At 40.6% G+C, this 26,679-nt stretch carries 19 protein-coding genes and 2 pseudogenes; 5 read left to right on the forward strand and 16 right to left on the reverse strand.

What is annotated here, in order from left to right; all coding sequences use genetic code 11:
• Positions 1-178 precede the first annotated feature (178 nt).
• Positions 179-6,547, reverse strand: coding sequence for a discoidin domain-containing protein (locus tag BQ5364_RS14510; protein WP_071144525.1), 6,369 nt, complete (start codon positions 6,545-6,547; stop codon positions 179-181).
• A 226-nt stretch (positions 6,548-6,773) separates the two neighbouring features.
• Positions 6,774-12,710 carry a discoidin domain-containing protein gene (locus BQ5364_RS14515; protein WP_235837179.1) on the reverse strand — a complete coding sequence of 1,979 codons (5,937 nt, stop codon included), beginning with the start codon at positions 12,708-12,710 and terminating at the stop codon, positions 6,774-6,776.
• A 306-nt stretch (positions 12,711-13,016) separates the two neighbouring features.
• Here BQ5364_RS14515 and BQ5364_RS14520 point away from each other — a divergent pair, with 306 nt between their 5' ends.
• Positions 13,017-13,601: a 50S ribosomal protein L25 gene (locus tag BQ5364_RS14520; RefSeq protein ID WP_071144527.1), complete on the forward strand. Its 585-nt coding sequence runs from the start codon at positions 13,017-13,019 to the stop codon at positions 13,599-13,601.
• A 17-nt stretch (positions 13,602-13,618) separates the two neighbouring features.
• Here BQ5364_RS14520 and BQ5364_RS14525 read toward each other — a convergent pair whose 3' ends face one another.
• The 10 genes and pseudogenes from BQ5364_RS14525 to BQ5364_RS14570 form a co-directional block, all read right to left on the reverse strand.
• Entirely contained in the window at positions 13,619-13,999 is a 381-nt protein-coding gene (locus tag BQ5364_RS14525) for a DUF3783 domain-containing protein (RefSeq protein WP_071144528.1), read from the reverse strand.
• A complete protein-coding gene (locus BQ5364_RS14530; RefSeq protein ID WP_071144529.1) occupies positions 13,974-15,392 on the reverse strand; it encodes a hypothetical protein in 1,419 nt (472 codons plus the stop codon). Before BQ5364_RS14530 ends, BQ5364_RS14525 begins: the two co-directional genes overlap by 26 nt.
• A gap of 2 nt (positions 15,393-15,394) precedes the next feature.
• Complete coding sequence (locus BQ5364_RS14535) at positions 15,395-15,787, reverse strand: GntR family transcriptional regulator (RefSeq protein ID WP_071144530.1); 393 nt, start codon at positions 15,785-15,787, stop codon at positions 15,395-15,397.
• Between the two features lie 125 nt (positions 15,788-15,912).
• A complete protein-coding gene (locus BQ5364_RS14540) occupies positions 15,913-16,650 on the reverse strand; it encodes a peptidylprolyl isomerase (protein ID WP_071144531.1) in 738 nt (245 codons plus the stop codon).
• 91 nt (positions 16,651-16,741) lie between these two features.
• Positions 16,742-17,380 carry an endonuclease III domain-containing protein gene (locus BQ5364_RS14545; protein WP_004612848.1) on the reverse strand — a complete coding sequence of 213 codons (639 nt, stop codon included), beginning with the start codon at positions 17,378-17,380 and terminating at the stop codon, positions 16,742-16,744.
• Positions 17,377-18,459, reverse strand: coding sequence for a DUF3878 family protein (locus BQ5364_RS14550; protein ID WP_136017832.1), 1,083 nt, complete (start codon positions 18,457-18,459; stop codon positions 17,377-17,379). Before BQ5364_RS14550 ends, BQ5364_RS14545 begins: the two co-directional genes overlap by 4 nt.
• Positions 18,437-18,604 (reverse strand): annotated as a pseudogene (locus BQ5364_RS14555) (nucleotidyltransferase family protein); the annotation flags it as partial. The pseudogene BQ5364_RS14555 and the gene BQ5364_RS14550, both read right to left, overlap by 23 nt.
• Positions 18,605-18,760: 156 nt before the next feature.
• Positions 18,761-19,045 carry a DUF2325 domain-containing protein gene (locus BQ5364_RS14560; protein ID WP_004612853.1) on the reverse strand — a complete coding sequence of 95 codons (285 nt, stop codon included), beginning with the start codon at positions 19,043-19,045 and terminating at the stop codon, positions 18,761-18,763.
• A 61-nt stretch (positions 19,046-19,106) separates the two neighbouring features.
• Complete coding sequence (locus BQ5364_RS14565) at positions 19,107-19,535, reverse strand: flavodoxin (RefSeq protein ID WP_071144532.1); 429 nt, start codon at positions 19,533-19,535, stop codon at positions 19,107-19,109.
• A gap of 12 nt (positions 19,536-19,547) precedes the next feature.
• Positions 19,548-20,165, reverse strand: coding sequence for a DUF3793 family protein (locus BQ5364_RS14570; protein WP_022251043.1), 618 nt, complete (start codon positions 20,163-20,165; stop codon positions 19,548-19,550).
• A gap of 171 nt (positions 20,166-20,336) precedes the next feature.
• On the opposite strand from BQ5364_RS14570, the gene BQ5364_RS14575 reads away from it, so the two are divergent.
• Positions 20,337-20,798, forward strand: a complete 462-nt coding sequence (locus BQ5364_RS14575) for a MarR family winged helix-turn-helix transcriptional regulator (protein ID WP_022251044.1) — start codon at positions 20,337-20,339, stop codon at positions 20,796-20,798.
• On the forward strand, positions 20,779-22,152 hold the full coding sequence (locus tag BQ5364_RS14580; RefSeq protein WP_071144533.1) for an MATE family efflux transporter: 1,374 nt from the start codon (positions 20,779-20,781) through the stop codon (positions 22,150-22,152). The genes BQ5364_RS14575 and BQ5364_RS14580 overlap by 20 nt, the downstream gene beginning before the upstream one ends.
• Before the next feature lie 35 nt (positions 22,153-22,187).
• Here BQ5364_RS14580 and BQ5364_RS14585 read toward each other — a convergent pair whose 3' ends face one another.
• From BQ5364_RS14585 to BQ5364_RS14600, 4 genes are read right to left on the reverse strand one after another with little or no spacing between them, the layout of a single operon-like run.
• On the reverse strand, positions 22,188-23,846 hold the full coding sequence (locus BQ5364_RS14585) for an amino acid ABC transporter ATP-binding/permease protein (protein WP_071144534.1): 1,659 nt from the start codon (positions 23,844-23,846) through the stop codon (positions 22,188-22,190).
• Positions 23,839-25,581: an ABC transporter ATP-binding protein/permease gene (locus BQ5364_RS14590; protein ID WP_071144535.1), complete on the reverse strand. Its 1,743-nt coding sequence runs from the start codon at positions 25,579-25,581 to the stop codon at positions 23,839-23,841. The genes BQ5364_RS14585 and BQ5364_RS14590 overlap by 8 nt, the downstream gene beginning before the upstream one ends.
• Positions 25,571-25,777 (reverse strand): hypothetical protein, encoded by a 207-nt coding sequence (locus BQ5364_RS14595; RefSeq protein WP_004612862.1) that lies wholly within the window; start codon positions 25,775-25,777, stop codon positions 25,571-25,573. Before BQ5364_RS14595 ends, BQ5364_RS14590 begins: the two co-directional genes overlap by 11 nt.
• Before the next feature lie 10 nt (positions 25,778-25,787).
• Entirely contained in the window at positions 25,788-26,132 is a 345-nt protein-coding gene (locus BQ5364_RS14600) for a nitrous oxide-stimulated promoter family protein (protein WP_004612863.1), read from the reverse strand.
• A 75-nt stretch (positions 26,133-26,207) separates the two neighbouring features.
• Between BQ5364_RS14600 and BQ5364_RS17525 the strand changes: the two are divergent.
• Positions 26,208-26,366 (forward strand): annotated as a pseudogene (locus BQ5364_RS17525) (helix-turn-helix domain-containing protein); the annotation flags it as partial.
• The gene (locus BQ5364_RS14605) at positions 26,353-26,577 is read left to right on the forward strand and encodes a hypothetical protein (RefSeq protein ID WP_022251049.1); all 225 of its coding nucleotides are present in this window, start codon (positions 26,353-26,355) and stop codon (positions 26,575-26,577) included. The pseudogene BQ5364_RS17525 and the gene BQ5364_RS14605, both read left to right, overlap by 14 nt.
• Positions 26,578-26,679 lie beyond the last annotated feature (102 nt).

A 26,679-nucleotide genomic window follows, 5' to 3' on the forward strand; every position in this document is an offset into this window, starting at 1 on the left:
AACTTCCACCTCGCTTTATTTATTTCTTTTACGTGTTACATGGCAGTTTGCGAGACTGCCCAATTTTAGGCATAAAAAAAAGACCTACTTCCATTCGCTAGTACAGTGTACCATACCAGCGAATGGGCGTCAAGTCTTATTTTTTTATATCGATTTTCTCAATATGCCGATTTATTTTTTATTTTTTTCTCTTTTTGCTGATAATCACACCAACAATTGCACCGATTGCAAGAACTGCTACAACAACGATTCCTACAACTGCTCCTGTTGACATGTTATCTCCTGTTTTTGCAGCCTTCTGATCTGATTTTTTATCCTCTGAAGGCTTTTTGTCCGGCTCGGCTTTCGCTTTCAAGTTATCCTTTGCAACCTTCAAATCTTTTGCCGCTTTATCTACTGCCGCCTGATCTGCATTCTCATCGTTAAATACTGCCAATGCTTTGTCGTATGCTTTTTGCACTGCCTCTGCACTTTCTGCTGTATACAATGAGAAATCAAGTTTTTCTGTCTCTTTCAGCAAGTCTTCCAAAGCATCCTTATTCGGAATCAGTCTCAAAGCAAAGATTGCCTGCTGCAAGCTTGTATACGCGCTGTCCACTTCTTTTTGAGTCGCTTTCGGATTGTCGTATACTGTCTTCGCTCCTGCGAGGGCTGCTTTCAATCCTTCTACTGTGACAGGTGTATACTTTGTAAGGTCATAGCCTTCTGCCTTTTTAATCATTTCGAGAAGCTTCGCTTTATCAACTTCCACTACAGCTTCATCCTTCAAACCTTCAATTGCCGCCTTCAGTTCTGCAACCATTGCGTCTAATTCTTCCTGAAGTGCATTTCCTGATGCAAGCAGTTCCTCTGCTTTTTCGATTGCCGCATTCAATACTGCTACAGATTCCTCTGTCTTTCCTTCTGTCGAAGTCTTTTTCGCAAGATCCAGTGTCACTTTAAGATTTGTCGGGTTGCCGATAAATCCAAGGAGATGTACTCTGCTAAGAAGTAATTCGTAAGCTGCATCTACCTGTTCCTGTGTTGCAGCTTCATCTGCATTGACTGCCTCAGCATCTGCAAGCGCTTTTTCAAACGCTTCTTTTACAGCTTTAACAACCCACTGGTACTTTTCTTGTTCTTTTTGGCTGTTTGCGTATTCAATCAATGCAGTCAAGTTTGATTTGTCTGTTTTTTCAGGCTCTTCGTTTTTCTCAAACACTGCGTATACTGTCATATTTGCGTTTACGACTGTATCTTTTGTCACTGCATCGCCTGTTCCGTCTGCTTTTGTATTCCAGCCTACGAATGTGTATCCGTCTTTTGTCGGATCTGCCGGAAGTTTATCCCCGATTGCGCTTCCCTCTTCCACTACAGCTTCCTGTGTTGTTCCATCTACATTGAATGTAACTGTGAACTGTGCTGCATTTTCTTTGAATACCGCGTATACTGTCATATCTTCACTCACTACAGTATCCTTTGTCACTGCTTCGCCTGTTCCGTCTGCTTTTGTATTCCATCCTGCAAATGTGTAACCTTCTTTTGTTGGGTCTGCCGGAAGTTTATCACCAATTGCTTTTCCTTCCTCTACTTTCACAACCTGAGTTGTTCCGTCAATATTAAATGTTACCGAGAATTCCTTCGGTGTCGGATCCGGTGTCTCAGCTGTCTGAACTTCTACTCGAACCTCAGCTGCACTCATAAATTTATTTGTCTGGTTTCCAACGCCATATGTTTCTACACCTACCAAACGGATAAATTTCGTTGTTGTAGGAGTTTTTAATACTGCCTCTTTTGCTCCGTCTTCTACCGGCCACTCGCCTTCCGAAACAGACTTCCATGTCTCTCCGTCATCACTGCACTCTACACGGTATTTTGTTACTGTTCCATTCTTTTCTCCACCGTCCTGAGTATTACCGTTTTTTGGAGTATAGATTAATTTTGTTACTGTCTGTTGTTCTTCGAGTTCTAATTGGAACCAACGAAGATTTTCAGCAAGGCTTCCACCTTCTGGATTCCATGATGAGTGCCACCATGTTCCCATGTTATTATCCAACGCTTTTTCAGGTCCAAAGTTTGCCTGTGTACTTCCTGCTGTTGCAGTTGTTTTGCTTGGATCATAAATTTCTGTCTTTCCTGGCTGTGGTTCTGGATCTACTGCTACACCTGTTGTTCTGACACGAAGTTCTGATGCAGACATATGCGCATCATTTCCACTATCTGCATATGTATGAACACCTGTCAGACGTACATATCTTGCTTTTACCGGTTTGTTAAATAATGCAAGCTGCCAATCCGCATTATCTTTGTCCCAGTTGCCTGTAGAAACAACTTCCCACGCATTTCCATCCATACTGCATTCTACTTTGTACTCTGTAACAGCACCGTTTTGAGAATTTCCTTGTCTTCTCAAATAACGAAGTGCATCTACAGTTGGATAGTCTCCTTTGCTCTTTGGCTGCATCTCTAATGTAATGGCACGTTTTGCAACATCTGTTGCTTCTGTTGTATTCCAATTTGTATGCCAGTATGTAGCTGTATTATTATCTAATACAAATCTTGCTGGTCCTTCATTTCCCACTGCCGGTTCCAATGCACTTGCAGCTGTTACTGCCATCTGTGCCACTGGATAATCACGACTGTCATCTCCCGGAAGAATTGACTCTGCTTCGCCAAGTCTTACTTCAAATCTGTTTCTTACATTATGATCTTCTGATTCTATAATCATACGGATTACGTTATCTTGTACCGGCAATACAGTCAATGCTGCATTGTCTGCTGTCTTCGCTTCCACTTTCTTTGCATCTGTCTCTGGTGTAGAGTAGCTGCTCAACGCAAGTGCAGCTTCCGGAATTGCTTTTCCAGCAATTTTCACTTCTGCAAGTTTTGCAGTTGTGTTTGTTGTAAATGCACCAACCGCTTTCTTTAATTCAATTTCTGTAATACCAACACACTGATTATCTGCCGGACTTACTACTTTGAATTTCACAAATGTTGCTGTTGTAGGTGCAATCTCATATGTATATGCTTTCACACGATTATTTTCTGCACCAATTGTTTCAGTAGCTGTTACTTTCGTCCAGCTTTCTTCTTTTCCTGTCTCAGAAACATAGATCTCTGTTGTTCCGGCTGCTGGGAATTTCATTGCTCCATTGTCTCTTGAGAAATGAATCACAATCTGTCCGATTCTCTGCTGTGTATCATATTCAAATGTGATTTCCGCATCTTTATCACCTTTTTGAGTACTGTTTGCCCAGTTACTCCAACAGTCTTCATTCGGACCGCCATCACTGTTATTACCGATTGTTGTGCTTCCGTTCTTGATTGCATCTAATGTATCAGATTGGTCTTCCTGTGCAATATCCTGTGTTAATTTTGCTGCTCCGGATACACTGTCTCCAATCTCAATTGTCTCTTCAGCCACACGTACAGATGCTGTTACATTTAGCTCTGTTCCAAATACATCTGCAGTTCCGTTTACAGTAACAACTTCTCCTTTGTTTGCATATGCAGATGCTTCCTTATCTTCCCAAGTTACTGGGAATGCTGCTGAAAGGATTGTTCCATCTGCCATAACCGCCTGTCTTGAAGCCGGAAGTGTCGGTTTTGTATTCTGAACAGTTGTTGTTGAGTAGTTCAACAGTGCCGCAACTTCATCAATCATATTCACTACAACTGAGACCGTACAACCTTCTGCTGTTCCGCTTACAACAAAGCTTCCTGCTTTACTTACCTGTTCATCTGTCACTTCTCCCCATTTCACATCAACTTCTGCCGATGTTCCATCAGAGTAATTTGCTTTAACCTTAGCTGGAAGAACCGGTTTTTTACCTGTCTTTACATAATATGCTTTTGCATATTCAAAACTTTCAATATATTTTTCTGTTTCTGCAGATGCCTTTTCATTCACTTTTACAGTTGCAGGATCTAATCCCTCCGCACTTGCAGTCACTGAGATTTCTCCCGCTTTTTTGTCTGACTGAACGATTGCAACTAAAGAACCATTGTAAGCATTGCGGTTATCATCCTGATATGACTGGTGATCAGCCTGTTTACCATTGTCAACACCTACTAATGTACCGCCTTTTACATCAAATTTCACATTGTTCTTTGCTTTTGGAACAATGTTTCCATCTTTATCTGTCACATCCACTGTAACATACACAAGATCTTTTCCGTCTGCAGAAATTTCTTTTCTGTCAGCTGCTGCTTGCAATTTTTTCGCTTCTCCAGCTGTTTTTACAACAGAACGTCCTTTTGTATTTTTAATTACTTCGCCTTTTTCATTGTAAGCAACTGCTTCCAATGTTCCTGCTTCATATGGAACTTGGAATGTCATATACATATTATTATGTCCACTCTTGCCATTTACAGTCTGATAAGTGTATCCAGCATCAGTTGTTGTCTTTTCAAATTCCTGCGTTCCAACTACTTTTCCATTCAGTTTCAACTCAACTTTAGCAGCATCAGAATATACAACGACTTCAACTTTTCCACTTACATCTTTTATCAAGCTATCTTCATTCCATGTAGGAAGTACATGCAATGTATTCACATCATCGTTCCACTGACTCTGATAGAAATAGTAGCTGTCTTTTGGAAGCCCTGCTGTATCTACAATACCGAAATATGAGTTCTTTGGAGATGGCCAAGAACCTACCGCTCCCGGTCCTGTACCATTTGCAGGTGTTGGCTCTCCGAGATAGTCAAATCCGGTCCATACATATTCACCGGCAACGAAGTCTCTTGTAATAACATCATACCAAGCTTCACTTGCCAATGCTCCCCAGCCAACTTTTGATTTATCATAAGAAGTCAACTGCTTGTCTGAATCTAAAGTATTATTCCGTTTCGTTGTGTACACACCACGGCTGTTTACCGAAGATGCTGTCTCAGAGCCGTATAAATTCCACTTTGGATATAGTCTATGCAAGTTATCATAACTAGCTCCTCCAGAATAGTTTGTTCCAGATGCACCGCCTACTTCTGTCAACTGGTTTGCAATCTGAACATGCTCATAACCACCGTTCTTTACAGCGTTACTTCCAATTGTAAGAATTCTTGTATCATCAACTTCTTTCGCCCATTGAATCAATTCTGCCGCTTTTTCATCGTATCCACTTCCACCGGCTCCTTCTTGAATTTCATTTCCGAGAGACCACATAATGATAGAAGGCGCATTCTGTCCTCTTCCAACTGTTGCTTTCAAGTCAAATTCAGCCCATGTCATTCCATCTTCTGCACCAAGAATTTCATTTCCTTCTTCAATCGCTTGATTAAACCATGTCGCATAATCGTTGGAGTTCGTATTTTTGTGGAACATCCAGCCATCAAAGAACTCATCGATTACAATGATTCCCTTTTCATTACAAACATCGATCAAAGCAGATGCCGCTGGGTTATGTGTCACACGAATTGAGTTACATCCCATTTCTTGAAGAATCTCAACCTGACGTTCAATAGCACGTCTATTGGCTTCCGCACCTAATGCTCCCTGATCATGGTGCATACATACACCTTTCAGTTTTACCTTTTTGCCGTTCAAAGAGAATCCTGTCTCTGTATCAAACGCAAAATATCGGAATCCATAATCTGTCTCGTATGTATCTACTACCGCATCTCCCACTTTCACTTCTGTGCGAACTGTATAGAGATTTGGAGATTCTGTACTCCATAATTTTGCACCAGTTACATTCATCGTGGCTTCAACATCAACACTTTGTCCTGCTGCAACCGTCTTGCTGTCTGTAGTTACTGTTCCAACGCTCTTATCCGTTCCTTTTTCAAACATTGTGTGAGTCACAGTAACAGCCTTTTCTTCACCAGACTCGTTCAAAACTTTCGTTTTAATGTTTGTGTTTTGGTTTCCTTCAGCTAATTTTGGAGTCTCAACTTTTACTCCGTTCAAATCCACATGTACTTTGTCCATCGTTGTCAAATGCACACTTCTGTAAATACCACTTCCTGAATACCAACGGCTAGATGGAGTTTTGTGATCTACTTTTACCGCAATTGTATTCACTTCTCCAACTTTGACATAATCTGTAATATCAAAAGAAAATGCTGTGTATCCATAAGGATGTGTACCTACTTTGTGACCATTCACATAAACTGTCGCATTCATGTAAACACCATCAAAATCAAGTCTTACCTCTTTTCCTTCCATTGCTTTATCGAGCGTAAAGTTCTTGCGATACCAGCCTGTTCCACCTAAGAGATAAGCACTCTCAGCTTCTCCTGCCTGTGTGTATTCCTGCTCAATACTATAATCATGAGGTAATGATAATTGTCTCCACTGCGAGTCATCAAATGTTGGTTGTTCTGCTCCCGAAGCATCGCCCAAATAAAACCTCCAGTTACTGTCAAAGTTTTGAGAACGTTCTGTTTTGCTTCCATATTGGTTCACATGAACAATCTCTTTCTCAGAACTCATCTGTGTGTTCGAGTCTGAACTCATAACAACCGGCTTGTCTGCTGCAAGTACTGAACTTGGAAGCCCCATACCTTGAACAGCGAGCATCGTTGCCATAGCGACCGCACCAATACTTGTCACTTTTTTCTTTTTCATAGCCTACTTCCTTTCCTTTTTTGTAATAATATACGAATATGAATTTGTATCTTTTTTCATTATAGTATCATTTCACTATTTATGTCAATTTAACAAGAATATTTTTTCATATTTTATCCAATTTACCTATCGTTCTTCGCCTTCTCCATCAATATAGCCACAATAAAAAAGAATGGCAAACACTCCATTGTGCTTACCACTCTTTTTTTAATATTTTTTTAATATTCTATTTTTTTCGTTTCTTGTTGATAATTACTCCAACAATTACTCCGATTGCAAGAACTGCCACAACAACGATTCCTACAATTGCACCTGTTGACATGTTATCACCTGTCTTTGCAGGTTTTTGTTCTGGTTTCTGCTGTGGTTTTTGTCCAGGTTTCTTATCCGGTGTTGGTTCTGGTGTTGGTGTTCCAACTTTTTCCAATCCTTTCACCGCTTTTTCCACCGCATCAACTGCTGCCTGAAGATCTTCTTTTGAAATATTCTCATCAGCAAGCGCTGCTTTTAAACCTTCCATAGCATTTGCATAAACCTTCCAGCTTTCCGCTGTGTACTCATCTTTCACATAATGTCCAAGACAAGCATCATAATATTTTTGTGCTTCATCTTTATTAACATCTTCCGGAACAGATGGTTCTTCTTTTTCAACTAAGGCACTCTGTGCCTCTGTCAATGCTTTGTATGCTTCATCCACTTCTGCCTGTGTCGCATCATCGTTTCTGCTTACACTATACGCATCTGCCAATTCTTGTGCAAAAGCTTTCCAGCTTTCTACTGTATAATCAGCTTCCTTCAATGACTCAGCTTCTTCAATCGCTTTATTAAGCACTGTCTTATCAGCTTTCTTCACAAGTGCTTCTTTTGCCGCTTTCAATCCATCCACCGCTGCTTTCACAGAATCTTGAGATACATTTTCATCTTTTTGTACTGTTTTAGCAACTTCTAATGCTTCTTTGAAAGCCTTCCAACTGCTTGATGTGTAGTCAGCTTCTTTTAATTTTCCAGCTTCTTCAACTGCTTTGTTAAGCTCTGCTTTATCTGCCTTCTTCACAAGTGCTTCTTTTGCTGCATTCAGAGCTGCCAGCTTTTCATTTACTTCCGTCTGTGTAGCATCTTTATTGTCAGCAACTGCTTTCGCTGCATCAAATGCCTTTTTGAATTCTTTCCAGCTATTTGGAGTAAAGTTAGATTCTTCCAAGCTTCCCGCTGCTTTGATTGCTTCATTTAACGCTGTCTTATCTACTTTTTCAGGCTCCTCGCCTTTCGCTACGCGAACACGAAGTTCCGCAATCGCCATATCAGATGTCTTTGCTTCGCCGTTTGACAATGTTTCAACACCTGTAATACGAACATATTTTGCCTCTGTAGGTTTCTTAAAGTCAGCTGTTAACCAGCCATTTTTCGCTTCCCATGTACCTTCAGCAACTTTTGTCCACTCTTTGTTATTCATGCTGACTTCTACTTTGTATTTGCTGATAAATCCATTCTGCTGTCCTTGCAATAAATCTTCACCCTCATATCTTGGGTAGTAACGAAGCTGATCCAATGTAGCTGCTTCTTTTAATTCCATTGTAAACCACAATTGATCTGCTGTAGAAGCCGGATTCCATGATGTATGCCACCATGTATTTGTTTTTCCGTCAAATGCTTTTTCTACTTCGTTTCCAACCTGTGTACTTCCGGCTGTTTCTGTAATATTTGCTACCGGATAATCTTCTCCCGGTTTCACTTCTGGTTTTTCTGGTTCTGGAGGAGTTACTTCTCCAGTTGCAACGACACGGAATTCCGCTGTTGCCATATGAGCGTCAGCACCACTATCCGCTGCAGTATGGACACCAATCAGACGAACTTGTTTTGCTTTTACCGCTGGGAATGTTACTAATTTCCAGCCTGTTGTTGGATTATCCCATCTGCCGTTCGCCAAATCTTTCCACTCACCATCATCCGTTGCACGATACTGCACTTTGTACTCTGTAACAGCACCATTTCCACTTCTTGGTAAATAACGAACAGCACTTACTTCTGCCGCTTCTTTCAAGCTTACTCCAACCCAACGTTTATTAATATCCTGTCCTTCTGTTGTGCTCCAATTTGTATGCCAGTGTGTGTCTGCTCTTCCATCTAATATGAAATCATCCGGACCTTCATTTGCAGTTCCTGGCAAATATTGACTTCCTGAAATTGCTGTCAATTTCTCAACTGGATAATCTTTACTGTCATCATCTGGTAATAATGGTTTTTCCTGTCCCAAATAAATAACAAAGGTATTTCTTGTTCTATGGTCTTCTGATTCTATTAAAATAGGAATCTGTTTGTTGTTTACTGGCAATACTGTTACTGCCGCATTATCTGCCCCAACCGCTTTTACTGTAGCTGTTTCATCTAATGTGTAGTATGCATTTGCTTCAAGTTCTTTTGCTGATAACGCTTTTCCATTTACTTCAAGTGAAGCAAATTTTGCAGTTGCATTTGTTTTATAAGAACCAACCGCTTTTTTAATTTCGATTTCAGTAATACCTGTACATGGCTTATGCCCTGTTGTCAATACTTCATCACTGTTTGTAACTGCAACTTTAAATAATGTTGCTCCCACCGGATTAAACTTATATGTATACGGTTTGACGCGTCCGTTCTCATTTCCAATTGTTTCTTCTGCCACAACTTCCTGCCAGTCATCACCGTCATTTGCTTTCACATAAAGTTTTGTTGTGTTCGCTTTTGGATAACGTGCAGATGCATTGTCTTTAAAGAAGTGAACTGTTACTTCTCCGATTACTTGCTGTGTTGCATACTGGAATGTAATTTCTGCTGTAGTATCTCCAGCTTGAGAGTTTGCATAGTTTGTCCATGCAGTTGGATTTGGTCCACCATTTGTATTATCTGCAATCTCTGTTTTTCCATCCCAAACCGCTTCCAATGTATCGGATTGTTTTCCCTCTTCAATATCCTGCGTTAATTTAGAAGGATTATCTACAGAACCCACAATTTCATAAGTTTCTTCCTGAACGCGGATAGATGCTGTTACTTTCATCGCTGTTCCTAAAACATTCGATGTACCATTTACTGTAACAATGCCAACTTCATTATATTTTGCTTTGTCCACTGTCTCCCATGTAACAGGGAAAGAAACGTTCAGAACTGTTCCATCCTGTGCAATTGCAGGTCTTGCTGTTGGAAGTTTTGGTTCTGTTCCTTTCGGTGTTGTTGCAGAATAGTTCATCAATCCACCTAATTGATCAATGACATTTACTGTAACAGACACTTTATATTTTCCGTCTACTACACCGTTCACAACAAAGCTTCCCGTTGTCTCTGTAACCTCATCCCATTTCACAGAAAGATCTTGTTCTGTCCCGTTTTTGAAACGAGTTTTAATCGTTGCCGGAAGCTCTACTTTGTTTCCTGCTTTTACATAATAGTGTTTTGACATATAGAAGCTGTCAACTTGAGTTTTATCTACTGTTTCATCTTTCACTTCTGTTGTTGTAATCTCAACAGTGTCTAATGTCAAACCTTCAGATTCTGCTTTTACTGTAATCTTTCCGGCATCTTTTGTTGACTGTACAATTGCAACAAGTGAACCATTGTATGCATTTCTGTTGTCATCAAGATATGACTGATGATCTGCCTGTTTTCCATTGTCCACACCAACTAATGTACCAGCACCTTCTACTGTAAATCTTACATTATTGTTTGCTGTCGGAACGATGTTTCCATTTGCATCTTTCACATCTACCGTGATGTACGATAAATCTTTTCCATCTGCCGTAATACTGTTGCGATCTACAGTTGCATCCAATTTAGCCGCTGTACCTGTCGTAGTTACTGAAGAACGACCTTTTGTGTTCTCAATCTTTCTGCCATCTTTGTCATATGCTTCTGCTCTTAACGTTCCAGCTTTATAAGGAACATTAAATGTCATATACATACTTTGATGTCCATTTCCGCCCTTAACTGTCTGATATTTATAACCAGCACCTGTTGTATGTTCTTCAAATGTCTGTTCTTGAATCAACTTATCATTCAAGTAAAGTTTTACTTTTGCCGCATCTGAATATACAACAACTTCCACGTTACCTTGATTATCTTTTACAAGACTGTCTTCATTCCATGTTGGTAAAATATGTAATGTTTTCACATCATCATTCCACTGGCTCTGATAGAAGTAATAGCTGTCTTTTGGAAGACCTGCTGTATCTACAATACCAAAGTAAGAGTTCTTTGGTGATGGCCATGATGTTGCAGCTCCTGCATTGATTTTGTTAGCCGGTGTTGGCTCTCCGATATAATCAAATCCAGTCCATACATATTCACCAGCAACAAAGTCTCTTTTAATAACATCATACCAAGCTTCACTCGCCAAGGCTCCCCAGTTTACTTTCGATTTATCATAAGATGTAAGCTGTTTGTCCTTATCAAGAGACGCATTGGCTTTCGTTGTATATACACCTCGACTGTTTACTGCTGATGCTGTCTCTGAACCATACAAGAACCAATCAGGATATGCCTGATGCAACGCATCATAATTGTTGCCACCTGAATAGTTTGTTCCTGACATTCCTCCAACAGCTGTTAAATCATTTGCAATCTTAATGTGCTCATTATTACTTTGTCCAATAACACCTTTTACTCTGTTACTTCCGATTGTCAAAGGTTTTGAAGTATCTACTTCTCGTGCCCATTTAATAAGATTTTTGGAAATATCATAGTAACCACCTTCACTGGCGCCTTCACTAATTTCATTACCAAGTGACCACATAATAATAGATGGATCATTTTTCCCTTGATCGATTGTTGATTTCAAATCAAACTCAGCCCATGTCATATTTGCTTTGCCATCAACAATTTGATTTTCTGCTCCAATCTGTTGATTGAACCATTTTGCGTAATCATTTACATTACCATTCTTCGCTTTATGCCATCCATCAAATAATTCATTGATTACTAACACACCTTTTTCATTGCATATTTCAATCAATTCTTTTGCAGCTGGGTTATGTGTTACACGGATAGAATTACATCCCATTTCCTGCAAAATCTCTACTTGACGTTCAATTGCACGACGCTGTGCTTCTGCACCAAGAGCTCCTTGATCATGATGCATACATACACCTTTTAATTTCACCTTTTCTCCATTCAGAGAAAATCCTGTCTTTGTATCAAGTTCTGTATAGCGGAAACCATAATCTGTTTCATAAGTATCCACTACTTTATTGTCTACTTTAACTTCTGTTGTTACTGTGTATAAATGTGCGTTTTTCTCACCCAGACCCCACAGTTTTGGTTTGTTTACTTGCAATTTTGCAGAAATGTCTGCTGTTTTTCCAGCTTCTACAGATTGTTTTTCTGTAGTAACTGTTGCCACTGCATCTTTTCCACCTTTTTCACGCAAAGTATGTACAAGTGTAACCTCTTTTGTATCTTGTCCTTCGTTTGCAACCGTTGTCACAACATCCATATTCACATTGCCGTCTTTTTCTTTCGCAAGGTTTGGTGTTGTAACTTTTGTCCCATTTAAATCCACATGAACTTTATCCATTACAGTAAGATCAACACTTCGATAAATACCACTTCCTGAATACCAACGACTGGATGGTGTCTGATGATCAACTTTTACTGTAATAACATTTTCTTCTCCCGCTTTTACATGCTCTGTAATATCAAATGAGAATGGAGTATATCCATATGGATGCGTTCCAACCTGTGTTCCATTCACCCACACAGTTGCGTTCATATAAACGCCGCCGAAATCAAGCCGGATTTCTTTGTCTTTCATATCTTCTGTCAATGTAAAATGTTTCCGATACCAACCTGTACCACCCGGAAGATATCCACTTTCAGCCTCTCCTGACTGTGTATACTCCTGCTCAATACTGTAGTCATGCGGAACTGATACTGTCTTCCAGGAAGAATCATCAAAATTAGTCTGTTCTGCGCCTTCCGCATCACCTAAATAGAACTTCCAGTTCGCATCAAAATCATGAACTCTTTTTGACGTGTCATATGTATTGACATACACAACTTCTTTGTCTGAGCTCATCTGTGTGTCCGAATCTGTGCGAACTTGAACTTGTCCTGATGCATTTACAGGAAATCCCTGCAGCGCCATCATTGTTGCCATTGAAAAAGCAGCCAGTCTTTGCACTTGTTTCTTCTTCATAACATTTCTCCTTTTCATATTTTGGTATAACATGTACTAATGTCAATAGATACATTTTATGATTATAGTCTATTTCCACCACTCATGTCAATTCCAACACAACAATTTTTCGTATTTTTCAACCAAACCTCAAAATACTTTCAGCAATTTTATCATCAACTATCACTATGTTTTTTCTCTTCCTCTTGACAAGAGGTGTATACTGAAACTGTAACAAGGAAATACACTTAACAAAACCTCTTTGCAATATGAACTACAAAGTTGAAGGCTTGCTAAGTACGATTCAGTGATTGGAGGAAAAGGTAAATGAATACTTTAAAAGCTGAAACACGTAACATGTCAATCAAAGCCAAAGCACTTAGAAAAGAAGGATTTGTGACCGGATGTATTTTCGGCCGTGAACTGAAAGAATCCATTCCTTTGAAAATGGAAAAAGGCGAAGTCGAACGTCTCCTGAAATCCGAAGGGAAAGGTGGAAGAGTCCTACTTCAACTGGAAGGCAAAACTTATGATGCCCTCATTAAAGAAGTAGATTACAATCCACTGAAAGGTTTCGTGGAAGAAATCGATTTTCAGGCACTTGTAAGCTCTGAAAAGGTACATTCTTCTGCTGAAATTCATCTCATCAACGAAAGTAAGCTTGTCGCAGGAATTCCACAACAGATGCTTCATGAAATCAATTACAAAGCCCTGCCTGCATCTTTAGTTGAAAAAATTGAACTTGATGTTGGTGACTTAAAAGTCGGGGATACCATTCGAGTAAAAGATCTCGAAATCGCCAAAGATCAGAATATAGATTTGATGACAGATTTAGATTCCACTGTTGTCACTGTGACAGAACCACGTGTAAATGCAGATGTCACATCAGAAACGGAAGAGGCAGCCGAATAGGCTGCCTTTTGTGCTGCTTATGATTGTTTGTGCATCTGCTCATGCTCTTTTGAAATTTCCTCATAAAGCTCCGGAATCGTCCATGTTTTATTTGTCTCTGTCAGAATCGCCTTATAATCTACTCGCTTCACACCATTTTTTCTCATCATGAAAAGTATCTGATCCAGCTTTTGATTTGGAATTCCCGCAAATACCATCATCTCTTTTTGCAGTTCTTCTCCCTCATAACACTCTGTTGTCGCTTCCATGTCCTTCAGCCCTGCAAGACATCCTATCTGCTGCAAATACTCTTTCTTTTCTACCTTCTTCATTCGAATTTTCAACGTAAATAAAATCATTTTTAAATCACGTAACTGCTTTTCATCTTGAAAATTAATCAACAATACTGTTTCTCGCATAATCATACCACTCCTCTGTCTCTTCTTTATTTTCACTATTTAAAAATACGGTCATATCTTCTAATTGAATCTCTATAATCGGAGTTTCTTCCTTATATAAAAACATCATACATTTTCCGGTTTCTTTTCCTCTGAAATGCCCTATTAGAAATTTTTCTGTATCTCCTCCATTGCTTCTGTAAAAATTATCTTCCGGCATCTCATCAAGCAGTTTTACAGAAAGAATTTGCTCCGATTGAATCTGGCAGTCATAGGAGGCTGCCCGTATATCCATCTTACCACCTGCCATGCGGACTGTCACCTCCGTAGTAGCAAACTCTACTAAAATAGCCGCAACCCATATAACACACCCTATAAGTACAGCGCTAATTACCGCTGTGAAAATTTTTGCCGAGTTCTTCGCCATATTCATCGAATAATTCATACCACACATACGATCCTGAACAAACAACCTTTTGTCATGCGGGTTGCTGTACCAGCCATTTTTCCAATACACATCGTCATCCGTCTCAATTATTTCGGTATCGATTGACATTATTTCTTTCTTCTTCTGTAAAATCCAACATAAACCTCCCAGTAAAATTGCACCGGCAGTTACTTGCAGCAAGATGTATATGCAAAAATCAGCCGATGTCAACCATTGATTTTGCATCATACGGACAGAAACATACAGCCATGCTGCCGTATTTACTGCGGTGCACACAAGCAGGCATATTGTCCAAGTCCGTTTTATCAACTGATTCAGTGTCATATTCACCTGACTATTTTTGCTGTATACAACAGTGGGTCTGCACTCAATCCACCAGTGCAAGACAAAGAAACACAGATTCACAGCTATTGCACTCCCAAACAACACCCAAGCGATGTTCTCCTCTCTCAGATATGCTTTCATCTCAGGAAACGGCATGACTGCACAAGTCAGGAAAAAGAATACAAGATACCACTTTTTCGGCAACGGCATTTTGTCTACATGAGCAGACACTTCCGTATCCACATAAATAATCTGTTTTGCCGATTCCATAACCCATCCATTCTGCACTTTCAGATTATACATTCTCCGATGTGTCCCATAGACAATCCAATAGAGACCGACAATATATTCCGTAAGCCAGACAGTCCAGACAATCACAAAAATCCCTATACCGGCAAATGCTAACCCACACACCAATATCCCCAAAATCATGTTCCAGTGCTGAAATTTTTTGTACTTCTTTTTATATATCTCCGCCATGTCCCGCACTGTTTTCTCGTCCACTTTTTCTTTTGGAATATGCACACCAAAAAGCATTCCCTCACTATACTCTTCTTTTCCCGCATATGCAAGCATACCAATCCCGACGACCATGATGTCCATAAACAGGAAAATAACTAACATGATAATTGCCACTTCCATAATCATACCTCCTCCATCAGTACCGGATGCATCATCTGAAACATTTTCTTGCAAACCTTAAGAAACTCATCCTCACTCATTCCTTTTATACTTGCTTCTGCCGAAAGTAGTTCTAACTCAGACTCCAATTTCTCCCGAAAGTAATCCTGAGTCTCCCTTATCGGGCAAACAGTCGCACCCTTTCTCCGGTCAATCTCGATAAATCCTTCTAGCTTTAACAACTGATAAGTCTTATTGACTGTCATCACGTTCACTCCTGCATCCTGCGCAAGCTGACGGACTGTCGGAAGCCGCTCCCCTACTGCCAGTTCTCCCTTCCCAATCCCTGTTACAATCTGATTCCGCAGCTGCACATAGATTGGAACCTCGCTTCCCATGTCCAATGACAAAATCATATAATCACCTCTCTTATGTCAAATTAAGTATTATTTATTATAATACAAATAATGCTTAATTACAATAAATTAGGACGTAATAAAATTCAATTTTACTACGTCCCAACCCCAAACAGCAATATCTGCTATTTTACATATTTTTTCTTCATCTCTTCTACTTTTGCATTGTATGCTTCATTTTGTTTTTGCTGAAGCAAAGTTCTTCTAATTGTCTCTTTCACTTCCTCAAGTGGCGCAACCGCAGCTTCATTTTTCTTCTCCACTTTAATCAAATGGTATCCAAACTGTGTCTTTACCGGTCCGACTACATGTCCGATTTCCGCTGCAAATGCCGCATCTTCGAATTCTTTTACCATCTGTCCTCGTCCGAATTCTCCAAGGTCTCCGCCTTTCGCTCCTGATGGACATGTTGAAAATTCTTTCGCTGCTGTCTCAAATTCTTTCTCGCCGGTTGTGATGGATTCTAAAATAGAGTTACATTTTTCCTCAGAATCTGTCAAAATATGTTTTGCACTGACAGTGTCTCCTTTTGTGAAGTGTTGTTTGTTTGCCTCATAGTAAGCTTCGATTTCTTCTTCCGATACCACAACATCTTTCAAAGTCTCTCTCATAGCCATCTGTGCAAGAATATCTCTTCTTGCATTTTCCACCAGTTTTTTGAACTCTTCCGTTTCCTCTAACTTCATCTCTTCGCCATTTTTCGCAAACATATGTAATGCAATCAATTGTTCCAAGCACTGTTCTCTGAACTGTGGGTTGGAAAGATACGGTTGCTGCTCTCTTGGCACCCCCTGTAAAAACGCATCAAACTCTGCCTGTGTAATCTCTTCTCCTGCTACTACTGCTAAAACTTCCTGACTCATATTATTTTCTCCTTATTTTCATAATTATCGGCTGCTAAACCGCTTTTCTCTGATGATACTATATTTCACTCATTCTTTGCAAGACACCCTGCTACTTTACCCCTGCTTTTTTACAAATATCTTCCAGACAGCATCTCTCGCAGTGCGGCTTCGTCCTTGCGGTACAGACATCACGCCCGTGATAGACAAGTCTGTGGCAGAAATCGCTCCCCTCCTGCGGCGGAATAATTTTCCACAATTCCATCTCTACTTTTTTCGGTTCTTTCAAATCTTTGACAAGCCCGATGCGATTTACAAGACGAATACAATGTGTGTCTGTCACAATCGCCGGCTCCCCGAATACGTCACCCATAATCAGGTTCGCGCTTTTTCTTCCGACGCCCGGCAATTTTAATAACTCTTCAAACGTATTCGGAATTCCTCCATCATATTCATCGCGCAAAATCTTCATACACGCACTGATATCCCGCGCTTTGCTCTTGCCTAATCCACACGGTCTTACAATTTCTTCAATCTTATCCACATCTGCAGCCGCCAATGCGTTCACATCCGGGTATTTCTCGTATAATTTTCCCACAACGATATTAACTCTCTCATCGGTACACTGCGCTGCCAGCCTGACACCGACAAGCAGCTTCCACGCTTCATCATAGTCAAGTGTGCAGTCTGCATCCGGATATTCCTTTTTCAAACGTTCTATTACTTCCAAGGCTAATTCCTTTTTTCTCATGTTTCTTCCCTTTCAATCTGTCCTATTCTTCCTAATCCGCGAAAAAATCCACAGTTTTTTCCTATTTTAACATGTTTTCCACATTTTGATACCATGAATTGCACACGAAATACAAAATCTTCAAATTCCAACATCGATACGGTAAATGGATGTTCTTCCGTGACAGTAATCTGCATCTGTTTCTTATAGTATTCCGGATACATTCCCTCAAATCCATCTTCAAGCATTTTCGCATGAATTTCTGTTCTCTTCTTTTGAATCCTACAATTCAACTCCTCACCGTAATCCCGCTGCGGATAAATTTCCGATGCCGCTTGCACTTCCTGACAAATGGTCTCATATAGTTTCTGCCTCTTCGGGCTCAAAAGCCTCCTCCCGAGCAGCCTCTCGAGTACTCGACTCGGAAATCTCCGGTAAAGACGAATCCACTTTATATATCCACGGTCATCCGCTTTTCTTGCAAGCCGCTCCATACAGTCAATCCCCTCATAAGTCGCCGGATATTTATCCTCCAATGATTCGTGAACTGGTGACCACATTCGAAACGGCGGAAATTCAACAAGCCGCATCAGTGCTTTCTCTCCTTCATTGCAATAGCGCTCTCCCAGATAACTGTATTTCTCATAAATTGTCCCAATGATATAGACAAGCTGTCTCCAATGCTCCTGCCCCTCTACCCAGAAATGACCAATCCTGTGATACTGAAAACACTGTATCTTTTCTTCAAGTTCCTGAAAACAGAGCGTGAATGCATTTTCCTCCCCTTGCCTCACACTCAAGACATACCTGTCTTCCTCGATTGCAAGTTTTCCACTCACTTCAAGCGCATCATCGCGCAGATAGCTTCCTGTCATCTGACAGCCTTTTAAAATCAAATAATTCTCCACCGCGTCATTCATCATATAAGGAATCAGATACTCTTCACCGACACACAGCTCAAACACCTGATATTCAAAAACTTCTGCTAACTTTTCAAATGCAGATGAGATGCCATCTTCTACGCCGGAAAAATATGTGTAATCTAAAGCCATCTTGTTTCCACTTCTCTTTTCAATTCGCAAAACTTTCCACTTCGCCACCTTCTACCGCCAAATCAATATCACTTGTTCTCTTAAAGTCGCCTCTTGCTCGTGAACCAAACAAAATCACTTTTTGAATATGATATTTCTCTGCCAAATCACAAATTTCTCTCAAAACTTCTCCGTCAATTCCTGTTTCTTCCATATCTGCACCTCTATTTTTCATTAAAACCAGTCACCCCAATATTACCATAACGTTGTAAATTTTTCTACCTTAAGTACAGCAAAATGCCCGGACCGTTTCACCTCGTCCGAGCATTTTCATTCACTCAACTAACAACTCTCTCATGTTAGATTTTCATTATCCCACGCATGCATTTTGAAGAATTTCATTCAACGCACTTTTGCTGCTTGTATGGCAGCGCACGATTTCTGCATTACATTTTTCCGCCTCGGTAATCGCGCATTTTACCATCTTGTGCGACACTGTGTTGGTAAACAGAATCAGTAAATCCGGACTTCCGATCTGCTCACTTAAGTTTGCCGACATCTGCGTAAATATTTTCGCTTTGCATTTATACCCTTTACATATTTTTTTATACTGACAGACCATACGGTCATGTCCGCCAACAATCACAACACTCATAGAAATCTCCTTTCTTTTCAGAAGAGGACGTCGTCACCTCTTGCGACGCCCTGTTTTCCCTCTATTGCACAAGCTGCTTTCCAAGTTCTTCACACGCGGCAAGCACTTCATCATCCGGTGCTTCCTGACAGATCAAACCTTCTCCGTTTACAATCTCTGCTCCTGCATTCTGCATACGCTCTACCCAGTCACGCATCCATTCTCCGTCTCCCCAGCCGTAGGAACCAAACAACGCGATTTTCTTGCCTGCCGCAAAGCTTTCTACTGCTTCGACAAACGGTTCCATCTCAGCTTCCTCAAGCACTTCTGCTCCCATTGCCGGGCAGCCAAGAGCGAACACCTTCTCATCTTTCAAAGCATCCGGAGAAATTGCGCTAACTTCAGATACAACTGCTTCTCCTCCTGCCTGTGTGATTCCTTTTCCGATTGCCTCAGCCATCTCTTCTGTGTTACCTGTCTGTGACCAATATACAACATTGATTCTGCTCATCTTTCATACCTCCTATACCACCGCTGTCTGCAGTATATTTTCATTATAATATCCTATAATTTCTTCCATACTGACACCGCTTGAAACAAGCCGGATGAGCATCTCTTTTGCCATCTCAAACTGCTTGAAAATCTCAAGTTTTTTTGCGACGTCTGCATAAACTTTCCAATATCCGGAATACAGAGAATTCTTTCCTCCATGCACCATAAAACCAGTCACATCTTCCACCGGATACCCTAAAAGCAGCCCCATCTCATGCGGAAATATTTTTGAACCATTCATATATGCCCGATAGCGCATCTGAAAAATACTGAGGATTCTTCCAAGCTGGATTTCGACATACCCTTCTTCGCGGAGTACCTCGCTTACATCCTCTCTCTCCAAAAATTTCTCCAATTGATTTCTGCGGAACAAAAGAAGCGTGATCTTCTTTTCATTCTGTAAAAGACGATAGCAAGAAATACCTGTTCTTTTTAAAATTGCCCGCACTAATTTTTCATCTTCATTTGAAACAATCAACATATTAGAAATTTTTAATCCTGTGATAAGCGGCGCACATTGTAATGCCAATTGCGTCTCGATATTTTTCAAATCCATTCCCTGAACGATTTCAAATATTTCTCTGCTCATATTTCCTCCTTGAGTTAGTTATTTCTAACCTGTGTTTATAATATCTAATTTTATCCTATAAGTCAAGACAAATTATCAATAAAATTGTTCAATAACGCATTGACACGTTTTGCATTCAGTTCTATACTATATTTTGTTTACAAGTAAACTATTTTGAAATCGGAGGTGGATATGAGACAAACCGTGGAAGAGATGCTCGGATACTTTAATCAAATTCGCCGAGTATATGCAAATGAATTGAATTTGAAATTTACAAATGAGAATTTTTCTCCAAATGAAATTTCCATCCTGATTCTTCTTTCCAATAATCCCTCCATCAATACAAGCAGTCAGTTATGTACGATTCTCGGCGTATCCAAAGGGCTGATCAGCAGGAGTATTGATGCATTAGTTGAGAAAGGATACATTATTTGTGCAAAAGATGACGCTGATAAACGTATCCAGCGACTTTCATTTTCTCCTCAGGCAGCTCCTGTCATTCAAAAGCTGAACGAGGAACTCACAAAGATGAACAATGAAGTTTTACAAGGTATTTCCAAAGAAGAACTTCAACAGGTTGAAACTACAATGACGAAAATTTTGACACGTTTTAAAGAAAGGAATGAAACACAACATGAAAAAAACAATGTCTAGAGAAGTAGACTTAGGGAATGAACCGGTCCGACATCTTTTACTTGTTCTGGCAGTTCCGGCTATTACTTCCCAAGTAGTCAACGCACTTTACAATATGGTTGACCGTATGTATATCGGACACATTCCGGAAGTTGGTTCCACTGCACTTACAGGGGTCGGTGTCTGTTTCCCGATTATTATGATCATCTCCGCATTCGCTTATCTGATGGGAATGGGCGGTGCGCCAAGAGCCAGTATCTACATGGGAAAAAAAGACAATGACACTGCCGAAAAGATTTTGGGAAACAGTTTTTCGGCGCTGGTCATTGCCTCCATTATTCTAACGGTCACTGTGCTGGTTTTTCAAGAACCGCTGCTTTATTTATTTGGCGCCAGTAAAAATACAATTTCCTACGCCAAAAGTTATATGACAATCTATGCTATCGGTACGATTTTTGTACAGCTTACTTTAGGAATGAATGCCTTTATCTCCGCACAGGGATTTTCTACGATTAGTATGATGACAGTCATTATCGGCGCTGTCACAAATATTATTTTGGACCCTATTTTCATCTTCGGTTTCAACATGGGTGTACAAGGCGCTGCTGTCGCCACCGTTCTCTCACAGGCGTTAAGTGCTGTCTGGGCGCTGAAATTCTTATGTGGCAAAAACACGATTCTTCGTATCAAGAAGAAAAATTTAAAAATAAAAGCTTCTGTCTTTTTACCTTGCGCAGCACTCGGAATTGCTCCATTTGCAATGCAGGCTACTGAAAGTGTGCTTGTTCTTTGCTTTAATTCTTCTCTGCTGAAATACGGAGGTGACCTGGCAGTCGGCGCCATGACGATTCTATCAAGCATCATGCAGTTTGCAATGCTTCCACTGCAGGGAATCACTCAGGGTGGTCAACCGATTATCAGCTATAATTATGGTGCGAAAAAAATAGACCGAATCAAGCAGGCATTCAAACTGCAGACCATCTCGTGTGTTGTCTATGCCACAATCATTTGGCTCATTGCCGAGTTTGCGCCGTCGATATTTGTATCTATATTCACAAGCGATCCGCAGTTGGCAGAATTGTCACAATGGGCGCTTCGCATTTATCTGGCATGTATCTTCCTTATGGGCGTTCAGGTTTCCTGCCAGCAAACATTTATCGCATTCGGAAATTCTAAAATCAGTGCATTCCTTGCCGTATTCCGAAAGATACTTGTGCTGATTCCACTTATTTATATTTTGCCGGCATTCATGGAGGACAATGTCAAAGCAGTCTTTTTGGCGGAACCAATTGCAGATGCCATTGCAATTCTCACAACTGCCACGTTGTTTTATATTAATTTCAAGAAAATTATAAAGAGCGAATCACAAGTCTAGGTATTAAAAAAGATTGCGCTACTGCGCAATCTTTTTTACATCTGTGTCACTTCGTCCACAATCGACATTGTCGATTTGCGATGAGACACAAGTACAATTGTCTTATCTTTCCGCTCTTCCAACAAGCTTTTCAAGATAATTCCTTCATTCAGGCTGTCAATATTGCTTGTAGGCTCATCCAGCAGAATAGTCTTGGCATCATGAAGAAATGCCCTCGCAATTCCGATTCTCTGGCGTTCTCCTCCCGATACCGAATCTCCGAGTTCCCCAAGCTTTGTATCATACCCCTGTGGCAGGGAATCGATAAAATCATGAATTGCTGCCTTTTTCGCAGCCTCAATCACCTCTTCTCTTGTCGCATCCGCCTTCGTCACCTTGATATTATTTTCAATTGTGTCCTGGAACAAGAAGGTTTCCTGCGTCACATAGGAAATATGATTTCGCAAATGCCCTGTGTCAATCTCGTTTACGTTGCGCGTTCCATAGCTGACACTGCCGGAATCTGTCTCATAAAACCGCATAAGCAGCTTTAACAACGTTGATTTTCCACATCCGCTTCTTCCGAGAATACCATGAATCGTATTTTTGCGGATATCCAATGAGAAATTTTTCAAAATTGGTTTCTCTTCTTTTTTGTCTTCCGGGTATGTGAACGTCACATTTGAAATACGAATATCTTCATCCGGAACTCCCACATTACTTTCCACATCCATCACAACCGGTTCCTCGGCAAGCAGGTTCAATACACGATTTCCACTTGCAAGCGTCTGGTTCAGGTTGTTTGAAAGTGCGGACAATGCCGCTGTCGGTCCAAATGAACTCATCATGGCGATGATACAGATAATTGCATTTCCGGTGATGATCACCCCGTTCGATGCCAAAAGACCGCTATATAATGTCATGCACACTCCTGCGACAAGAATAACCGTATCTGTACTGATTCTCTGTACTGCCTCCTGTTTTTTCAAAGTTGCATTCACCTGCTCCAGATGCTCCGTGAACGCATCCATTTTTTCCTGACGTTCTTTCTGCTTTTCATACTGTAAAATTTCGTCTAATCCATACAGATTATCCAAAACAGTTGTATTTAATTTTCCATAAATACTGCGGTATTTTTGCCCGTGTTTCTGTCCTGCTTTACTGTTCACCACCGGAACAACCACTCCGACAAGCAGATAGAACACCGCCGCCAATACTCCCAGTCCCACATGGAACTGTCCGATAAATACAACCATCACAAGCGACGTGATCGCCGCAATTGCAATCGGTGAAATCGTGTGTGCATAGAACACTTCCAAAAGTTCAATATCGCTTGTGATAATCGAAATCAGATTCCCCTTTTCTTTGCCATCCAGCTTTGCCGGAGCCAATTTTCTCAAAGAGGCAAATATCTGATGACGGATTCTGGCAAGTAATTTAAATGCAATATAATGGTTGCTTGCCTGTTCCGCATAGCGAAGTACTCCTCGCAATACCGCAAATACAACAAGCAGCACGAATATCATTTTCATGGAAATGCTAGTCACTTCTCCAAGCAGATTTCCAATTGCCGCTCCTCCGAGAATCGTAATAAAAATCGCCATCAAATTTCCGATACATCCCATGATGATCGCAATACACATCACTCCGAGAAGGGGTTTGATCATACCAATCAGACCAAGCATCACCTGAAATCCATTTCTGTTTTTATTCATTGGCAACCGCCCCCTTTCCAAATTGCTCCAATGCGCTCTGCTGTCTGAATAATCTGTGATAGTATCCATCTTCTTTGCAAAGCACTTCGTGCTGTCCTTTTTCCACAATCATTCCGTCTTTTAGTACATATATCTGATCCGCAGACACAACATTCGCAAGTCTGTGTGAGATCAAAAGAACTGTTTTTGTTTTTGCCAGTTTTCTCACGACCGCCATAATATCATTTTCACTTTCCACATCTACATTAGAAGTTGCCTCATCAAATATGTAGATTGGCGTGTCATGCAAAAGCGCCCTTGCAAGAGACAGCCTTTGCTTCTGCCCGCCCGAAAGATTAGACGCTTTCTCAAGGAGAACAAAATCCAGCCCTCCGCTTTTTTCCACAAAATCCGACAGATTCACCTCGCGAAGCGCCTCTTTCATCTGTGTTTCTGTCGCATCTTCTTTTCCCATGAGAAGGTTTTCCCGAATTGTTCCTGCAAACAGATAACTGTCATGTCGGATACGGGTAATCTTTCTTCGAAGTGCTTTCAAGTCCATTTTGTCAATTGGCATATCTCCGATAAAAATCTGTCCCTCATCTGCCCTTCTGTCTCCCATTAAAAGCAGCGTAGTGGTACTCTTTCCGCAACCGGATTCCCCGACCAATGCAGTCAATCCATGACCTGCCCGGAAGCTGATACCTTCCAGCACCTTTTTCTTTGCCTCATAGGAAAAACTTACATTTGAAAACGCAATCTCATCAGATTCTCCTTCCATTTGGGCAGATTTTTCTCCTTGATCTTCTTCCAAATCTACCAACCGGAAAATCTTATCCGCTGCAGCATTTCCATTCATCGCAATGTGGAAGAAGGAACCAAGCAAACGAAGCGGCAGGAAAAACTCGGCTGAGATCATAATAATGAAGAAACATTGCGCCAGTCCGATTACACCTTTTTGATACTCTAAAATACTCAAGATGATACCGACTGCTGCCCCACCGTAGGCTACCAAATCCATAATACTGATGGAATTTAACTGCATGATGAGCACGCGCATCGTTACTTTACGAAATTTTTCCGCTTCCTCATCCATTCTTTTTGCATAACGCTCATCTGCCTGATAAATTTTCAATGTCGTAAGTCCCTGAAGGCACTCCAAAAAGGAATCTCCCATCTCCGTGTATGTTCCCCAATATTTTGCAAGCATCTTTTTCGCAAATTTCTGAACTGCTACAATTGAAAGCGGAATCAACGGAACACAGATTAAAAGCACGACCGCCACTTTCAGGCTCATCGTTCCTACAATGACAAATAGTGTGACCGGTGCAAGCATGCTGTAGAAAAACTGTGGCATGTATTTTCCAAAATAAATTTCCAACTGTTCCACACCTTCCGTGGTGATCTGCACCACCTCAGATGTCTGAAAATATTCTTTATAACTGCTCCCAAGCCGCATCATTTTCTCATACACCATCGTTCGAAGTCTCGCTTTCACCTGCTTCGATGCCTCAAATGACAGCTTGCTGTTGAGCAGCGACATCAAGCTTCGTACAACCCCAACAACTGCCAACGTCACAAGCAGCCTGATACTTTGGTTTTGCAGATTTTCTCCACGAACCATTCCAGCTATAAATGTAGCTGTCTGGAGCATCAGCACAACATTTGCAATGAGCATGACCCACTGTGTAAGAACCATCCCCCAAATGTTTTTCTGATTTTCTCTAAATTCTTTGATCAACCTCTTATGAAACATATTGCTTTCCCCTCCTTTTCTTAGTCTTATATTGCACAGCATGGGCTATCCCCAATACGCAAAAAATAACCGCCGAAAGCTTATGCATAACAATGACTGCCATCATCTCTCCTGTCGGTCTTATCAAAAAACCGCTGACCGCCATCACTACAATCGAAACAATCAACAACTTATCAATAATTTTCTTCTTATTCATTTTTCTTCTCCTATCTCTTTTTCATTTTTCCTTTCATTGTCACCCACATATGATCCAGCGCCTGAAGCGGATGATAAAACAACATTCTCGGTCCTGCATACTTCATAACTTCTTTGATCTTTTCCTGCATCTCTTTTGAATAACAATGCACTTTGCAGGCACTGCAAAATGTCTTTGTCTCCATGAACGGACATTTTTCCGTTCGGAGCAACGCATAGTCCAACAGTTTCTGACATTCCGGACAGAGTTCTCCCTTGTGCTTGTGTTTTCCGCGACAATACACCCCAATCATCACACGTAGCGTTTTCTTTTCCTTTTCTCTCTTCTTATTTATGTCCACCATTTCGTTCTCCATTTTTGATATTGATAAGCATTTTCATTTAAAATACATGGATTAGTATATGCTAACTTTTATTTCATGTCAAGAATTTTAAATCTTTCAAAAATAAAAACCGGGAAGATCAGTGCAATACGCTTCTCTACACTCAATGCGATTTGTGACGTATTAGACTGCCAGCCCGGTGGCATATTGGAATTTATAAAAGATGACAAAACACAGGGAGGAGAACCGAAAGATGAAACCAAATGATTTTGATACAAATATTTCTTATAAACATTCGAAAACATTTTCAACACGCATGCGTATTCTTTTATTCCTTGCGCTATTCATGACCGGACTTATTTCCACAGTCGGCATTATACAAATCGTTGGGCCTCTGTGTTCAGATGATTGGTTGGCTGTTCCTGGCATCTTCCGTTTTGTTTCCGCGTCTTCCAGGTTATCATTCTTCTGGAATTGAGATTTTTAGCTATGGAAGTTTTGTTCTGATCGATGGTATAAATCTAACACTGGGAATTCTAATTATCATTTTCGGTTGTTTGATTCATGAAGGATTGCGAAT

Origin of the sequence: Coprococcus phoceensis (assembly GCF_900104635.1) — a bacterium.
Lineage (GTDB): Bacteria > Bacillota > Clostridia > Lachnospirales > Lachnospiraceae > Faecalimonas > Faecalimonas phoceensis.

Coding starts and splice junctions, on each gene's coding strand:
- BQ5364_RS14515 (WP_235837179.1), bottom strand. CDS start 12,710: ATGAAGAAGAAACAAGTGCAAAGACTGGCTGCTTTTTCAATGGCAACA.
- BQ5364_RS14540 (WP_071144531.1), bottom strand. CDS start 16,650: ATGAGTCAGGAAGTTTTAGCAGTAGTAGCAGGAGAAGAGATTACACAG.
- BQ5364_RS14605 (WP_022251049.1), top strand. CDS start 26,353: ATGAAACCAAATGATTTTGATACAAATATTTCTTATAAACATTCGAAA.
- BQ5364_RS14585 (WP_071144534.1), bottom strand. CDS start 23,846: ATGAATAAAAACAGAAATGGATTTCAGGTGATGCTTGGTCTGATTGGT.
- BQ5364_RS14600 (WP_004612863.1), bottom strand. CDS start 26,132: ATGGAGAACGAAATGGTGGACATAAATAAGAAGAGAGAAAAGGAAAAG.
- BQ5364_RS14590 (WP_071144535.1), bottom strand. CDS start 25,581: ATGTTTCATAAGAGGTTGATCAAAGAATTTAGAGAAAATCAGAAAAAC.
- BQ5364_RS14545 (WP_004612848.1), bottom strand. CDS start 17,380: ATGAGAAAAAAGGAATTAGCCTTGGAAGTAATAGAACGTTTGAAAAAG.
- BQ5364_RS14580 (WP_071144533.1), top strand. CDS start 20,779: ATGAAAAAAACAATGTCTAGAGAAGTAGACTTAGGGAATGAACCGGTC.
- BQ5364_RS14575 (WP_022251044.1), top strand. CDS start 20,337: ATGAGACAAACCGTGGAAGAGATGCTCGGATACTTTAATCAAATTCGC.
- BQ5364_RS14560 (WP_004612853.1), bottom strand. CDS start 19,045: ATGAGTGTTGTGATTGTTGGCGGACATGACCGTATGGTCTGTCAGTAT.
- BQ5364_RS14535 (WP_071144530.1), bottom strand. CDS start 15,787: ATGATTTTGTCATTGGACATGGGAAGCGAGGTTCCAATCTATGTGCAG.
- BQ5364_RS14570 (WP_022251043.1), bottom strand. CDS start 20,165: ATGAGCAGAGAAATATTTGAAATCGTTCAGGGAATGGATTTGAAAAAT.
- BQ5364_RS14595 (WP_004612862.1), bottom strand. CDS start 25,777: ATGAATAAGAAGAAAATTATTGATAAGTTGTTGATTGTTTCGATTGTA.
- BQ5364_RS14510 (WP_071144525.1), bottom strand. CDS start 6,547: ATGAAAAAGAAAAAAGTGACAAGTATTGGTGCGGTCGCTATGGCAACG.
- BQ5364_RS14520 (WP_071144527.1), top strand. CDS start 13,017: ATGAATACTTTAAAAGCTGAAACACGTAACATGTCAATCAAAGCCAAA.
- BQ5364_RS14530 (WP_071144529.1), bottom strand. CDS start 15,392: ATGGAAGTGGCAATTATCATGTTAGTTATTTTCCTGTTTATGGACATC.
- BQ5364_RS14525 (WP_071144528.1), bottom strand. CDS start 13,999: ATGCGAGAAACAGTATTGTTGATTAATTTTCAAGATGAAAAGCAGTTA.
- BQ5364_RS14565 (WP_071144532.1), bottom strand. CDS start 19,535: ATGAGCAGAATCAATGTTGTATATTGGTCACAGACAGGTAACACAGAA.